The sequence below is a fragment of the Citrobacter sp. Cb041 genome (genome assembly GCF_030336655.1).
Classification (GTDB): Bacteria; Pseudomonadota; Gammaproteobacteria; order Enterobacterales; family Enterobacteriaceae; genus Citrobacter; species Citrobacter braakii.
Genome location: NZ_JAOWDD010000028.1, coordinates 281,407 through 295,547, shown reverse-complemented (window position 1 = coordinate 295,547; position 14,141 = coordinate 281,407). Strand labels below are relative to the sequence as shown.

General features: G+C 54.4%; 14 protein-coding genes. 7 read left to right on the top strand and 7 right to left on the bottom strand.

Features of this window, described 5'->3' with window-relative positions:
- Positions 1 to 5: 5 nt before the first annotated feature.
- The 4 genes from OGV52_RS03935 to ybbA all read right to left on the bottom strand — a co-directional run bounded on the left by OGV52_RS03935 (position 6) and on the right by ybbA (position 5,499).
- Entirely contained in the window at positions 6 to 836 is an 831-nt protein-coding gene (locus OGV52_RS03935) for a MetQ/NlpA family ABC transporter substrate-binding protein (RefSeq protein ID WP_016152116.1), read from the bottom strand.
- A 245-nt stretch (positions 837 to 1,081) separates the two neighbouring features.
- A complete protein-coding gene (locus OGV52_RS03930; RefSeq protein WP_047416825.1) occupies positions 1,082 to 2,215 on the bottom strand; it encodes a porin in 1,134 nt (377 codons plus the stop codon).
- 186 nt (positions 2,216 to 2,401) lie between these two features.
- Positions 2,402 to 4,816, bottom strand: a complete 2,415-nt coding sequence (gene ybbP / locus OGV52_RS03925; RefSeq protein ID WP_103765970.1) for a putative ABC transporter permease subunit YbbP — start codon at positions 4,814 to 4,816, stop codon at positions 2,402 to 2,404.
- Entirely contained in the window at positions 4,813 to 5,499 is a 687-nt protein-coding gene (gene ybbA / locus OGV52_RS03920) for a putative ABC transporter ATP-binding protein YbbA (RefSeq protein WP_016152113.1), read from the bottom strand. Before ybbA ends, ybbP begins: the two co-directional genes overlap by 4 nt.
- Between ybbA and tesA the strand changes: the two genes are divergently transcribed.
- From tesA to OGV52_RS03905, 3 genes are read left to right on the top strand one after another with little or no spacing between them, the layout of a single operon-like run.
- The gene (tesA, locus tag OGV52_RS03915) at positions 5,470 to 6,093 is read left to right on the top strand and encodes a multifunctional acyl-CoA thioesterase I/protease I/lysophospholipase L1 (protein WP_047418383.1); all 624 of its coding nucleotides are present in this window, start codon (positions 5,470 to 5,472) and stop codon (positions 6,091 to 6,093) included. The two genes, ybbA and tesA, sit on opposite strands and share 30 nt — an antisense overlap.
- 28 nt (positions 6,094 to 6,121) lie before the next feature.
- A complete protein-coding gene (locus tag OGV52_RS03910) occupies positions 6,122 to 6,892 on the top strand; it encodes an SDR family oxidoreductase (protein WP_047501869.1) in 771 nt (256 codons plus the stop codon).
- Positions 6,893 to 6,950: 58 nt separating this feature from the next.
- On the top strand, positions 6,951 to 7,805 hold the full coding sequence (locus OGV52_RS03905; protein ID WP_016152110.1) for a co-chaperone YbbN: 855 nt from the start codon (positions 6,951 to 6,953) through the stop codon (positions 7,803 to 7,805).
- 78 nt (positions 7,806 to 7,883) lie between these two features.
- Here the strand turns inward: OGV52_RS03905 and fetB are convergent, their stop codons facing one another.
- Both fetB and fetA read right to left on the bottom strand, forming a co-directional pair.
- On the bottom strand, positions 7,884 to 8,663 hold the full coding sequence (gene fetB / locus OGV52_RS03900; protein WP_016155894.1) for an iron efflux ABC transporter permease subunit FetB: 780 nt from the start codon (positions 8,661 to 8,663) through the stop codon (positions 7,884 to 7,886).
- Entirely contained in the window at positions 8,650 to 9,327 is a 678-nt protein-coding gene (gene fetA, locus OGV52_RS03895; RefSeq protein WP_019076194.1) for an iron efflux ABC transporter ATP-binding subunit FetA, read from the bottom strand. Before fetA ends, fetB begins: the two co-directional genes overlap by 14 nt.
- Before the next feature lie 134 nt (positions 9,328 to 9,461).
- Between fetA and OGV52_RS03890 the strand changes: the two genes are divergently transcribed.
- Genes OGV52_RS03890 through OGV52_RS03875 form a run of 4 tightly spaced genes read left to right on the top strand, consistent with a single transcriptional unit; the run spans position 9,462 to position 13,684 of the window.
- Positions 9,462 to 10,379, top strand: coding sequence for an SPFH domain-containing protein (locus OGV52_RS03890; RefSeq protein WP_016152106.1), 918 nt, complete (start codon positions 9,462 to 9,464; stop codon positions 10,377 to 10,379).
- The gene (locus tag OGV52_RS03885) at positions 10,376 to 10,834 is read left to right on the top strand and encodes an NfeD family protein (RefSeq protein ID WP_016152105.1); all 459 of its coding nucleotides are present in this window, start codon (positions 10,376 to 10,378) and stop codon (positions 10,832 to 10,834) included. Before OGV52_RS03890 ends, OGV52_RS03885 begins: the two co-directional genes overlap by 4 nt.
- A gap of 19 nt (positions 10,835 to 10,853) precedes the next feature.
- Positions 10,854 to 12,998, top strand: a complete 2,145-nt coding sequence (locus OGV52_RS03880) for a PA5441 family protein (protein ID WP_287108108.1) — start codon at positions 10,854 to 10,856, stop codon at positions 12,996 to 12,998.
- Entirely contained in the window at positions 12,968 to 13,684 is a 717-nt protein-coding gene (locus OGV52_RS03875; RefSeq protein WP_053389379.1) for a DUF3142 domain-containing protein, read from the top strand. Before OGV52_RS03880 ends, OGV52_RS03875 begins: the two co-directional genes overlap by 31 nt.
- On the opposite strand, the gene cueR is transcribed toward OGV52_RS03875, so the two are convergent.
- Positions 13,681 to 14,091, bottom strand: a complete 411-nt coding sequence (cueR, locus tag OGV52_RS03870) for a Cu(I)-responsive transcriptional regulator (RefSeq protein ID WP_029139441.1) — start codon at positions 14,089 to 14,091, stop codon at positions 13,681 to 13,683. The genes OGV52_RS03875 and cueR overlap by 4 nt on opposite strands.
- Positions 14,092 to 14,141 lie beyond the last annotated feature (50 nt).

Here is a 14,141-nt window from a genome sequence, read left to right as displayed (position 1 = left end):
AGCGATTATTGGGCTGCCGACATCCATTCCGGTTTCTGGAAGGCGCTGTAAATATTTTGCGGATCGTCGATCACCGCGCGATACGCCGGAGATTTCACCGCCGCCACAATATCTTTCGCGAACGGTTTATCCGCATCTTCACTGCGTACCGCTATGATATTTTTCAGATTTTCGTCCAGATGCTCTTGCTTGATGGCGCTGGCGAGATCCAGTTTTGCCGCCACGGCAAAGTTACCGTTGACCAGCGCGCCGGTCACACCGTCCAGGGTACGCGGCAGCTGCGCCGCTTCCAGCGGTTTAAACACCAGCCCTTTCGGGTTGCTGGCGATATCGCGCTCAGAGGCTTTAGTCGGATCGATAGTGTCTTTGATGGTAATAAGGCCAATAGACTGCAGGAAACGCAGACCGCGAGCCAGATTGGTTGGATCATTGGAAAGCGTGATCACATCCCCTTTTTTTAACTCATCCAGGCTTTTGATTTTATGTGAGTAAAAACCCATCCCGGCCGTCGGGACCACAATCAGCTTGCTCAGTTTCAGTCCTTTATCAGCGGTGAATTTGTCAAAGTAGAGCGAGTGCTGGAACAAGTTGGCATCAATACTGCCGTTGGAAAGCGCCATGTTCGGCTGCACGTAGTCGCTGAATTCGCGCACCACTACCTTATAGCCTTTCTCTTTCAGCGTAGGGGCAATGGCCTGTTTCACCATATCGCCGTACGGACCAGGTGCGACGCCAAACACGATGGTATGCGGGTCACTGTTCGCATGAGCAAGTTGTAATCCACAGGCAAGTAACAGCGCTCCGGTCGCGACGCGTAAACTCTGACGCAATCCCATAATTTCTCCATTTTAACGTTGTGGTGTCATGTCTCACGCCGTTCTTGCGGCGTTGTTCTTGTTGGCCTGTTAACAGGCTGATTGTTAACATGACACAGATCACAACCTGCTGTCCTTGAAATTATTTCATGATGTTGCGGGATATGTCGTTGAATGTACGCTGAAGGTACTAATGTGTTTTTCAGCAAAGGATAGTAAAAAACCGGATAACCTTCTGGTTACCCGGTTTTGGCAGGGAAATTGACTTAGAAGTCGTAACGCAGACGAACCAGGTTCATATCACCCAGATCGTCGGTGCTGGAGGTGAAGACGTGTTCGTAATCCACACGGAAACCGTAGTCCAGCTGGAAGCTGATACCCACACCATTGTCGGTACGCAGGTAGTTACGACCATTCACGTATTCAATACGGTCGCCCATAACGTAGGGTTGAACGGATTTCAGCGCATACTGACCAACCGGGAAGGTATAACCCGCGAAATATTCCAGACCCCAGGCATCACCGGCAAAGTAATCGTTAACAGAGACTTTTTTGGTGGTCATGAAGTTTTGATACCAACCGCCGCCCATCGAGAAGGTCCAATTGTCCGGTTTCCAGCTCAGCGCGGTACCGACGATGTTTTGATCGTAGGTTTTGCTCGTGTCGCCACGCATTTCCGCGCGGGTGTAGTTCCACGCTGTACCCCAGGTCAGGTCATCGGTGATGTGATAATCCACACCCAGCGAGCCACCGCCTTTACGCTTGTAGCGCAGACCGTTGTTCGGGTTGTAATCATCGCTGAACAGATAAGATGCGTAGAGATCAACATCGCCAACCGTTTTCTTATACTTCAGTGATTTACGCGTACGATAGGAACCGTCATAGTCGCCATTGATACCGTTACCTGGTGCCTGACCGATCATGTCGTAGTCCCAGATATCCGTTTTCGCACCAACCACATCATAGTAAATGCTGTTCTGTTGACCGAAGGTCAGCGTACCCCAGGTCGCGCTCTTCAGACCGGTGTACAACATACGACGCGTGGTATCGTTGGCGCCGTTAGCATAGTGATTATCCCAGTTGAACATTGCCGGGAAGTTTACGCCCAGCTCGTAATAACTCACCCAGCTGATGTCATCAAACAGATAGTAATCAGCGGCGAAGCGGAAACGCGTCCCGCCGTCGAAACCATTACGTTTGTAGCCATTCTTACCATCATCACCGGCCATATTCTGGAACTGCGGACGAATACTCCCGCCAACGGTGAAGTTAAGACGGCTCAGCGGGTTGCCCGCCTGTGGATCTTGTTTCAGGACCGTGATTTCCGCCTGGGAGGCGAACGTCGTTAATGCCACTGCTGCGCCGATCGATACCGCCAGCGCCGTTTTTTTTATAGTCATTATTTGTACCTTGATAGATAGCCTGCCAATTATTCAGCATACAAATATTAACGTTTATTAATACACTCGTGTTGTCGGGTTTTTATTGTTCTGTGCTGTTAAATATCAATGAGTTATCAATTTGTGCTACATAGATAAAAAACGCACCGATTTAAAAAACCGGTGCGTAATCATCACGAATATGAATTAACTACTGAATTGACGGAACAGCGCTTTGCCTTTTAGCAGACGTGAACCGAGCCATCCGCCGCATAACGAGAGCAACAATGCCCCACAAAGCGGCAACACGACCCACAGTCGCCAGTCTGGCTCCCACGGAAAATCAAACACTCGGGTTTGCAGCACCGCCAGTGCGGTTTCCGCGCCGATGGCAGCCACCAGTCCGGCGACCATTCCGAGCATGGCGAACTCGCACCATAGCGTGGTACGCAATAGCTTCTTACCCGCGCCCAGCGTGCGCCAGACCACCAGTTCCTGATGACGCTGACGCATTCCGACCTGGACCTGCGCCAATAGCAGCAACATACCGCAAGCGGTAACCAGCACCACCATCACCTCCAGTGCCCGGCTCACCTGCTCCAGCACCTGGCTCACCTGTTTGAGGATTGCGCCAATATCCAGCAGGCTGATAGTCGGGAATTCGCGGTTAAGCTGCGTCAGCATGCCGTTGCCGTTCTCCCAGCGAAAGCTGGTTAACCAGCTTTGCGGCTGAGCGTCCAGCGCGCCGGAGGGAAAGATAAAGAAGAAGTTGGGGCGCAGGCTTTCCCAGTCCACTTTGCGCAGACTGCTGACCGTGGCGCTGAAATCCTGGGTATCGCCCATAAAGGTCACCCGATCGCCAAGCTTGACGTTCAGCCGTTTCGCCAGCCCCTCTTCCATTGAGACTTCGCCCGCTTTTGGCGGCCAGCTTCCGGCAACGATCGGGTTATGATCCGGTCGGGTATCCTGCCAGGTCAGATTAAGCTCGCGGTTCAGCGCCTCATCGTGATTGCCTTCGGTCGGCTTCTCATTGATCGCCGTCAGACGCGCCCGCACAATCGGATAGAACGATTCCGGGATCACCTGATGCTCAGCCAGGAAAGCCTTGAGTGGAACCACCTGTTCGGTGGCAATGTTGATGAGAAAATAGTTCGGGCTTTCCGGCGGCATTTGCTGCTGCCAGCGGTCGAGCAGGTCGCCACGCAGTACCAGCAGCAGCGCCAGCAACATAAAGGAAAGCGAAAATGCCGACAGCTGACTGAGCGTTGACCACGGCTGGCGCAACAGCCGACTGACCGCTAAACGCAGCGGCAGCGAGGTGAGCGTCAGGCCACGCAGCACGTTGAGCAGCATCCAGCCGAGCACCCCGCACAAAAGCGCCAGCACTACCGCTCCGGCCAGCACGGCCCACAGCAGCGGGCTTCCGCCCATCAGTCCGGCGAGCAGGGCAATCACGACTATCAATACCACCGGCAAATAAAACTTCAGCGGCCAGACGTTTGCCACCACGTCACGGCGCAGTACCCGCAGTGGCTGAGTCGCCAGCAGCAAACGGTAAGGGCGTAACCCCACCAGCAGAGAAATGACCGTCATGGTGCCTAATGCCCATAGCCACGGCCAGGGACTGGCAGGCGGCAGTTCGCCGGGCAGTACCGGCTTAAGTAATACCACCAGCACGCGTTCAAACAACAGCCCGAATAACCCTCCGGTCACGCCAGACAGCACCAGCACCATCAGCCATTGACCAACAATCAGCCTGCGCAACTGTGCTCTGCCCGCGCCAAGGGTTTTCAGAATAGCCACCAGATCGTAACGACTGCGGCAGTAATGGCTCATCGCCACGGCAACCGCAGCGACCGCCAGCAGCAGGGTTAGCAGCGCCGACAGCAGCAGGAACTGTTGCGAACGCTCCAGTGATTTCCCCAGCGCCCCTTCATCCTGCTCCAGCCCATACCAGCGCTGTTCAGGCTTTAACTGCGGGAGCAGCCATTTTTCATAGGCTTCCAGTTGCTGCGGTGTCCCGCCAAATTTATAGCGCCAGGTCACCCGGCTCCCCGGCTGGACCGCCGCCGTTTTTTCGACATCCGCCACGTTCATCATCAGGCGCGGCGCTATCTGGAACGGATTAAAACCGGCATCCGGCTCCTGCACCACTTCCCCGGCGATGCGCAGCGTGGCATCACCCACGTCGATGGAATCACCGATTTTTAAGTTCAGCAACGCCATCAGACGCGGAGCCAGCAGCACCGAGCCAGGCTGAGGTTTCAGTCCCGGCGGATTGGTTTGCAACGTGCCATACATCGGATACACATCATCCACCGCTTTGACGTTCGCCAACTGCGGCGTATCCCGGGCAAAGGTCATAGTGGCAAAGGTCAGCTGTTCGCCCACTTTCAGGCCACGCTGTCGCGCCTCGTCAATCCACGCTTTCGGCACGGTACGCGAACTTTGCAGCGACCGATCTCCCGCCATAAACTCACGGCTTTGCTGGCTCAGCCCTTTTTCCATACGATCGCTGATATTGCCCAGCGCCAGCACGCAGGCCACGGCCAGGCTCAGCGCCAGCCAGACAATCAGTAATGAAGGCGAGCGCCATTCGCGCCAGAACCAGCGTGCAATCATGCCTCCTCCTGCAACTGTCCGTTCACCAGGCGTAAACGCCGATCGCAACGCGCCGCCAGTTGAGAATCATGGGTCACCAGAATCAGGGTGGTGCCATGTTCCCGGTTCAGAGAAAACAGCAGGTCGGCGATTTTGTCTCCGGTCTGGCGGTCCAGATTGCCCGTCGGTTCATCGGCAAACAGCACGTCAGGACGACCGTTAAACGCCCGCGCCAGCGCCACGCGCTGCTGCTCCCCACCGGAAAGCTGGGCCGGAAGATGATCAAGACGTTTTCCCAGCCCCAGTTGCTCCAGCAACGTTTTTGCCCCGTCGCGACTTTTTCCGCTGTTTTCGCCGCGCAACAACGCGGGCAACTCGACGTTTTCCAGCGCGTTAAGGGTCGGAATTAACATGAATGACTGGAAGACAAAACCCACGTGTCGCGCCCGTAGCTGTGCCCGGGCTTCTTCATCCATGGTGTGCAGCGCCTGCCCCACCAGGCTGACTTCACCGCTGGTGCCATCGTCCAGCCCGGCGAGGATCGCCAGCAGTGTGGATTTTCCTGAACCCGACTCGCCAATCAGCGCAATGGTCTCGGCGCGTTTGACAACCAGTTCAACTCCGGTAAGGATGGATAGCTCATGATCACCCTGACCGACGGATTTCTTAAGATGATGAACTTCAACAATGTTTTCCGCTGGCATTGGCCTTTCCTGTTCCTGGTCCTGTTAACTTTCCGCGCCGCCGCAGCGGACACGTTATTAATTCTGGGTGACAGCCTGAGCGCCGGATACCGTATGTCCGCCAGCGCCGCGTGGCCTGCGCTACTTAATGATAAATGGCAAACCAAAACGCCGGTGGTGAATGCCAGTATTAGCGGCGACACCTCGCAGCAGGGTCTGGCCCGTCTGCCTGCATTACTGAAGCAGCACCAGCCGCGCTGGGTGCTGGTCGAACTTGGCGGCAACGACGGTCTGCGCGGTTTTTCGCCTGCGCAAACCGAACAAACCCTGCGCACGATTCTGCAGGATGTGAAAGCAGCAAATGCCGAACCGCTGCTGATGCAAATTCGTCTGCCGGCAAACTACGGTCGCCGTTATAATGAAAGCTTTAGCGCGATTTATCCAAAACTCGCCAAAGAGTTTGATATACCTCTGCTGCCCTTTTTTATGGAAGAGGTTTATCTGAAACCCCAGTGGATGCAGGATGATGGTATTCATCCTAACCGTGACGCCCAGCCGTTTATTGCCGACTGGATGGCGCAACATCTCACTCCTCTAGTAAATCACGACTCGTAAAACAACGGAGATCCTGACAGGTAAAGTTATGCAAAAATCGGTCTTAATAACAGGATGTTCCAGCGGAATCGGTCTGGAAAGCGCGCTTGAGCTAAAGCGCCAGGGTTTTCAAATTCTGGCAGGCTGTCGCAAACCTGACGATGTGGCGCGTATGAACAGCATGGGATTCACCGGCATATTGCTGGATCTGGATTCACCCGAGAGCGTAGATCGCGCGGCTGATGAGGTGATCGCTCTGACCGAAAATCGTTTGTATGGGATCTTTAACAACGCCGGATACGGCGTCTATGGCCCACTGCCAACCATCAGCCGCGAGCAGATGGAACAGCAGTTTTCCGCCAACTTCTTTGGCGCACATCAGCTTACCATGCGCCTGTTACCCGCTATGCTACCCCACGGCGAAGGACGAATTGTGATGACCTCGTCGGTAATGGGATTGATCTCAACGCCGGGACGCGGGGCCTATGCCGCCAGCAAATATGCGCTGGAAGCCTGGTCCGACGCGCTGCGTATGGAGCTGCGCCACAGCGGGATTAAGGTCAGCCTGATTGAGCCAGGCCCTATTCGCACCCGCTTTACCGAAAACGTCAATCAGACCCAGAGCGATGCTCCCGTGGAAAACCCCGGAATTGCCGCGCGTTTTACGCTGGGGCCACAAGCGGTTGTCGCCAAAGTGCGTCATGCGTTTGAGAGCGACAAACCAAAGCTGCGTTATCCGGTTACGCTGGTGACCTGGGCAGTTATGCTACTGAAGCGCCTGTTGCCAGGCCGCATAATGGACAAAATTTTACAGGGTTGAGTTGAAGCACGCGCGTCAGCCCCCATGTAACAAGAAATCGACAAAAGAGAGTAACTCCATGTCCACACAGAATATTGTTAACATTAACGAATCGAACCTCCAGCAGACCCTTGAACAGTCGATGACCACGCCGGTCCTGTTCTATTTTTGGTCTGAGCGCAGCCAGCATTGTCTGCAATTAACACCAGTACTGGAGAGCCTTGTTGCTCAGTACAACGGTCAGTTTATTCTCGCTAAGTTAGACTGCGACGCCGAGCAGATGATCGCCTCCCAGTTTGGTCTGCGCGCGATCCCCACGGTTTATCTGTTCCAGAACGGTCAGCCGGTAGATGGATTCCAGGGCCCGCAGCCGGAAGAAGTTATTCGCGCGCTGCTGGAGAAAGTGTTACCGAGCGAAGAAGAGTTGAAAGCGCGCCAGGCGATCGAGTTCATCGAAGCCGGCAATCACGCTGATGCGCTGCCGCTGCTGAAAGAAGCCTGGCAGATCTCCAACCAGAGCAGCGAAATTGGCCTACTGTTGGCGGAAACGCAAATCGCCCTGAACCGTTCAGACGAAGCTGAAGCGGTGCTGAAAACTATCCCATTGCAGGATCAGGACACCCGTTATCAGGGCCTGGTGGCACAGATCGAACTGCTGAAGCAGGCGGCTGATACGCCTGAAATCCAACAGTTGCAGCAGCAGGTCGCCAGCAATCCACAGGATGCGGCGCTGGCAACTCAACTGGCCATTCAGTTACACCAGGTTGGACGTAACGAGGAATCGCTGGAATTGCTGTTCAGTCACCTGAAGAAAGATCTCACTGCAGCCGACGGTCAGGCGCGTAAAACCTTCCAGGAGATCCTTGCCGCACTGGGCACCGGCGATGCGCTGGCCTCGAAATACCGCCGCCAGCTGTACGCGCTGTTGTACTAATCCGCTGCATTTGCCTGATGGCGCTTGCGCTAATCGGGCCTACAATCTCCCCGTAGGCCCGCGCCATCCGGTACTCCATTAGTTTTTTTTCAAATGCGTCACCACCAGTTGGTGACGTGAATTATAGAACTTCCGATAGGTCAGGTAGCAGGCGATAATGGTTGACAGACTGGCGGTCGAAAGCAGCATAAACGTCACCATAATCTGATACTTAATCGCTTTTACCGGATCAATACCTGCAAAGATCAACCCGGACATCATCCCCGGTAAACTCACCAGTCCCACGGTCTTCGCTGAATCGATCGTCGGGATCAGCGAAGCGCGAATACTGTCGCGAATCAGCGGCGCGGAGGCAACTTTCGGCGTCGCACCGAGGCTGAGTTTTTCCTGAATTTGCTGCTGTTCGCTGTTAAACCGCTGCCCCAGATTGTTGTAACACAGCCCTACCGCAACCATCGCATTGCCTGCAATCATGCCGGAAATTGGGATCACCTGCATTGGGGTAAACTCGATAGAGCCTGACAGAACCAGCACCGCCAGCGTTAACCCCGCCCCCGCCGTGATGGCGATAAATGACGAGAGAAAAGCTTTATCAATATATTTACTGCGCTTTTGCGCGTTATAGGCCGCGTTGAAACAGATAAACAGCACCATCAATAAGGTCAGAATGCTGTGGTTAACGCCGAAAATATATTTCAGCACATAACCAACGATAATAAGCTGAACCACCGCCCGGCAAACGCTCCAGAGAATATCTTTTTCCAGCGCCAGTTTTTCTTTGTTGCTGATCAGTATCGCGACCACCACCAGCATCATCGCTAACGCCAGTGATTCATTGGTAATATTATGCTCGTTCATTGCTTACTTCCTGCATTTCCCCGGCGTGCGGTTGAAGGGTTATGACATTATCCGCATGATTAATTTCATCTTTGTCGTGCGTCACCCACAGCACAGCAATATTCTTATCGCGAACATAGTGGTGAATTAATTCGTTCACATTCCGTTTATTGGCTTCATCCAGCGCGCTGGTGATTTCATCAAGCAGCAGGATTTTTGGCAGAAACTGTAAATTACGAATTAACGAGACGCGTTGCTTTTCACCGCCGGACAGCTCATTAATGTTTTTTTTGAGGATCGTTTCGGGTAGCTCAAAACGGGCCAGATCGGCAAGAAACACATCCGGATCCGGACGTTTATCGCGGATTTGCCAGGGGAAAATGAGGTTGTCGTAAACGGTGTCACCAAACAACGCGGGCGTTTGCGCACAATAAGAAACCTGCTGGCGATATGTTTCAGGCTTAAGAGTGTTTATCTCCTTGCCCTCAAAGAGAATTTCACCGGCAGTCGGGCTAATTAATGACGCCACAATCTTGAGTAACGTACTTTTACCGCAACCAGACTGGCCGGTAATCAGCTTAAATTCTCCGGCCCGGAGATTAAAACAGATGTTATTGAGAACCTGCGTCGCCCCTGCCTGCCATGCGACATTTTTTAACTGAAGCAGAATGCTGCTTTCTTCCATTACCAATCCCTTTTTTACCTCTTTCGTGCAGACAGTCTATCCCTGTAATTTATTATAGGGGAGCCCACCCTGATAAATCGGGTATAATTTGACTAATGAGGCAGTAAAGGACAACACAACAGGAGGTTTCATCAATGCTCATTTTTATTCCTATTCTCATTTTTGTCGCGCTGGTCATCGTCGGTGCTGGCGTCAAAATCGTCCCGCAGGGATATCAGTGGACGGTCGAGCGTTTTGGCCGTTACACCAAAACCCTGCAACCGGGTTTAAACCTTGTTGTACCGTTCATGGACCGCATCGGTCGTAAGATCAACATGATGGAACAGGTGCTTGATATCCCCTCTCAGGAAGTCATCTCCAAAGACAACGCCAACGTCGCGATCGATGCCGTCTGCTTTATTCAGGTGATCGACGCGCCAAAAGCGGCTTATGAGGTCAGCAACCTGGAACTGGCGATCATCAACCTGACCATGACCAATATTCGTACCGTTCTCGGCTCGATGGAACTCGATGAAATGCTCTCCCAGCGCGACAACATCAACACGCGCCTGCTGCATATCGTTGATGAGGCCACGAATCCCTGGGGCATCAAAATCACCCGTATTGAAATCCGCGATGTGCGTCCCCCAGCAGAACTTATCGACGCCATGAACGCGCAGATGAAAGCCGAACGTACCAAGCGTGCCTATATTCTTGAAGCGGAAGGGATCCGTCAGGCAGAAATCGTCAAGGCCGAAGGTGAGAAACAGTCGAAAATCCTCAAAGCGGAAGGTGAACGCCAGTCGGCATTTTTACAGGCTGAAGCGCGTGAACGTTCCGCAGAAGCCGAGGCCCGCGCGACGCAGATGGTTTCGGAGGCCATTGCCGCCGGGGATATTCAGGCCGTGAACTACTTCGTGGCGCAGAAATACACCGAAGCGCTGCAGCACATCGGTTCGTCGAATAACAGCAAAGTGGTGATGATGCCGCTGGATGCCAGCAGCCTGATGGGGTCCATTGCCGGGATCGCCGAACTGGTGAAAGACAGCGCCAGCGAACGGAAAAAATCATGATAGCGATGATTCTGGTGCACCCGCACATCTTCTGGCTCAGCCTCGGCGGTCTGCTACTCGCCGCCGAGATGCTGGGCGGTAACGGCTATCTGCTGTGGAGCGGCGTGGCGGCGGTGATTACCGGCCTGGTGGTGTGGCTTATCCCGCTTGACTGGGCGTGGCAGGGGGCGATGTTCGCCGTACTCACCCTACTGGCAGCCTGGCTGTGGTGGAAGTGGCTGGCAAGGCGTGTACAAGATCAGAAACCCGCCGACAGCCATCTTAACCAGCGCGGGCAGCAGTTGGTTGGCCGTCGATTTATTCTGGAAACCGCCCTGGTCAATGGCCGCGGACATATGCGCGTCGGCGACAGCTCATGGCCCGTCAGCGCCCGCGACGATTTGAGCGCCGGAACGCAGGTTGAAGTCATTGCCGTTGAGGGAATTACCCTGATTATTACAGCGGTATCACACTGAAAAGACAGGAAATAAGACTATGGTCAGGAAGACATCCCTTACCTTTGCCCTTTGCTCATTATTGGTCGCCGCCCCGCAGGTATTCGCCTCTTTCGATATGGAAGACTGCAAATGGAGCGACGACAGCTGCCTGCTGAAAGGCACGCCCACCTTCAATCCGGAAAACGACAGCCGCGATAACCTGCTGCGGCTGCTGAGCCAGGAGAAATCATTTGCTCTGCCGGTGCAGTCGATGCCGGCGGACATCACCCGCTCCCGCGATTTCTATTTTGCGTATCATCCGCAGTGGGATGACATTGCCCCACAGCCAGCCGCAGCGCAGGTATCTGCCGAAGACAGCCCCCTGTTCCGACAGATAGCCGAACTGAACATTAGCGCAGACGAAATAAACGTCAACGACGCTGAGCTTGAGAACCGTCATGTTTCGAACAATACCGCGAGCGTCAGCGCGTTTTTTGCCGCACTGCTGGCCGACTCAACGTTAACGGCAAATCAGCGTCAGGCCCTGGCCCAGGCGCGTACAGGACTGTTATCCGGGGCAACCCGCGAGCAGATTGAGTCATCGCTTGCCACTCTCCCAGCAGATTCTCCAGCTCAGTCCTACAAAAGCTATCTGGCAGCGGCCGCCAGTTTTTATGCCGGTGATTATGCCAGCGCCGAACAGGATTTCGCTCAGCTAGCCAAAAGCGATCGTCCGTGGCTGGCTGAGACCGCACAATACATGCTGATACGTGCGGCGTTGAACAAAAGCAGCCAGAACAGCGTGGGCGAGTACGGCGATTTTGATATCGCAAAAATTAACCGTGAGGACGCTTCTCAGGCTCAGACGCTGGCGCAAGCCTATCTGCAACACTACCCGCAAGGCCTGTACGCCGCTTCCTCGCACGGTATGCTGCGTCGTATCAACTGGTATTTACAGGCGTGGCCGCAATTGGCGGGGTTGTATGAGCAGACGCTCCAGCAGTCGGCTGACGCACAGCAACTGCGTGAGATCGTCATCGAATACGATAATGTCTACGGCATGGCGTTCTACGAACAGTCCGTGGAGGAGGCTTTCCCCGATGCGCCGCTTGTCAGCTATATCGAACTGCTGCGCGCGTTGCGCCTGAATAACAACAACAAACCAACGCTGACGCAGGCCCAGCTTGACGCCAGCAAACCGGTGTTTGAGCAGAGCCAAAAACTGCCGCTATGGCGCGATCTGCAGCTGAATCTGTGGCTGGCAACGGGCAACTACGCGGCGATTATTTCGGCAGTTACTCCGGCGCAGAAACTTCCGGCCCACGATACGCTGGCCTTCAGCGAACAGGTGCTGTACGGCGAAGCGCTGATGGGCCAGCAGAAATGGACCACCGCACGTGATTTCTGGCAGACATTGCTGAAGCTCAGCCAGGACAACGAACAGCAGCAGTATGTGCAGGCTAAGCTAGCCGCGACGCTGGTTTATAGCGGCGACGTAGCGGCAATTTTCGCCCCAGAAAGCGCAGTGACCAACCTGCGCTTTCGCTCGCAGGTGCTGAAAACCCAGGCCACGCCTGAACTGCTGCGCCAGCAAGCCGTCCACGGTCCTAATAACGAAGAGCGTACCATCGCCCTGCATACGCTGCTGGTGCGGGATCTCACTGAGCATCGCTTTGACGACTGGCTGAATGACAGAAAACTGGCCAGCGCCATTACGCCGCCAGTCATTGGCGAAGCGTTTGATGACGTTAATCTGAGTATTTTCGACTGGAACGGCGACTCTGCCGAGAGCGGTTATACCTGTCGCAGCCTCAATGAAACGGTAACGGTTCTGAGCAAACAAGCGCATGATGCCCACGCCCTGAACTGCTTAGGCGAATTTTTCCGCACTACGCAAACCCACGTTGATTTATGGAAAAACAGTTCCGGCAACGATGTGCTTGAATCAGCAATCTCGCGCAAGAAACCGTTCGGCCAGTTCGACAGGCAAAGCTACTACCAGCAGGTGATCACATCGCCAAAAGCAGAGGTTGAAGATAAGAGCTTTGCGCTGTATCGCGCCATCATGTGCTATGCGCCGTCAGGCTCTAACGAGTGCGGCGGTGAGGAAGTAGATAAACTACAGCGTAAAGGCTGGTTCACCCAACTGAAAACGCAGTATCCGGGAAGTCCGTGGGCGCAAAAACTCAAATACTACTGGTAACTGCGCTACTGCTCGGCCAGGCACAGGCGGCGGAAATCGTCGCCGCCCGTGAACATCCGGCCTTCTGGCTATGGTCCGGAGTGAAGGCCAGTGACGAGCTGAAAAACGCACAAACGGTCTATCTGCATCAGGGCGAGGTACTGGTACGTTCAGGTAACGTGGTGTTCCAGCGTCTCGGACTGCCTGTTAATCGCCTGACTTTCCCCTCTATCTGGTTGACCGTGCGCTTTACCACTCTCGACGTACCGGAGGAGATTCCGGCGCGCATCATACGCTTGATGCAACGCTGGCAGGCGGCCGGGAATCACGTCATCGGCCTGCAGGTTGATTTTGACGCGGCGACCCATCAGCTTGCCGATTACGCCCACTTTCTGCAGCAGTTACGCCAACGGCTACCGACCGAGTTTGCACTTGGCGTAACCGGACTACTGGATTGGGCAAAAACGGGCGACGTTGCCACGCTGAACGCGCTGGCGGTCGATGAACTGGTGGTCCAGAGCTATCAGGGACGTCACACGGTACCGAATTATCAGGCGTATCTGCCCGCCCTCAGTCGTCTGCGCATTCCATTTAAGCTGGGGCTGGTACAAAACGGTAGCCGGGACCCGCAGGCTGAAGCGCAACTTGAGAAATCACCGTGGTACCGCGGCACGGTGGTGTTTATGCTTAATCCGCCACTTCGTTAAGCCTTCGCTTTATGGTGGCAGCAGCCGGAGAGATTATCAATAATCGGGCATTCGGCGCTGTCATCGCCAGGGCAACTCTCCGCCAGCGCCAACAAATGCAAGCGCATAGCCTGCAGCTCGCTGATATGGCGCTCAATATCCGCCACCTTTTCTAACGTACGCTTTTTCACATCTGCGCTGTGACGCGCCGGATCGTTAAACAGGTTCACCAACTCGCCGCACTCTTCCAGGTTAAAACCAACCTGTCGTGCCTGTCGCAACAGCGTAAGCTCATTCAGATGCTGTTGGTTGTATGTGCGATAGCCATTTTCGCTACGCAGCGGCGGCGTCACTAACCCCTTTTCTTCGTAAAAGCGTATCGCTTTGCTGGTTAAACCGGTTTTTTTCGCAACATCGCTAATATTCACATTCCCCCCGCTGATCTTGTTGGTACTGAGCCACATTATAGCCCACATTG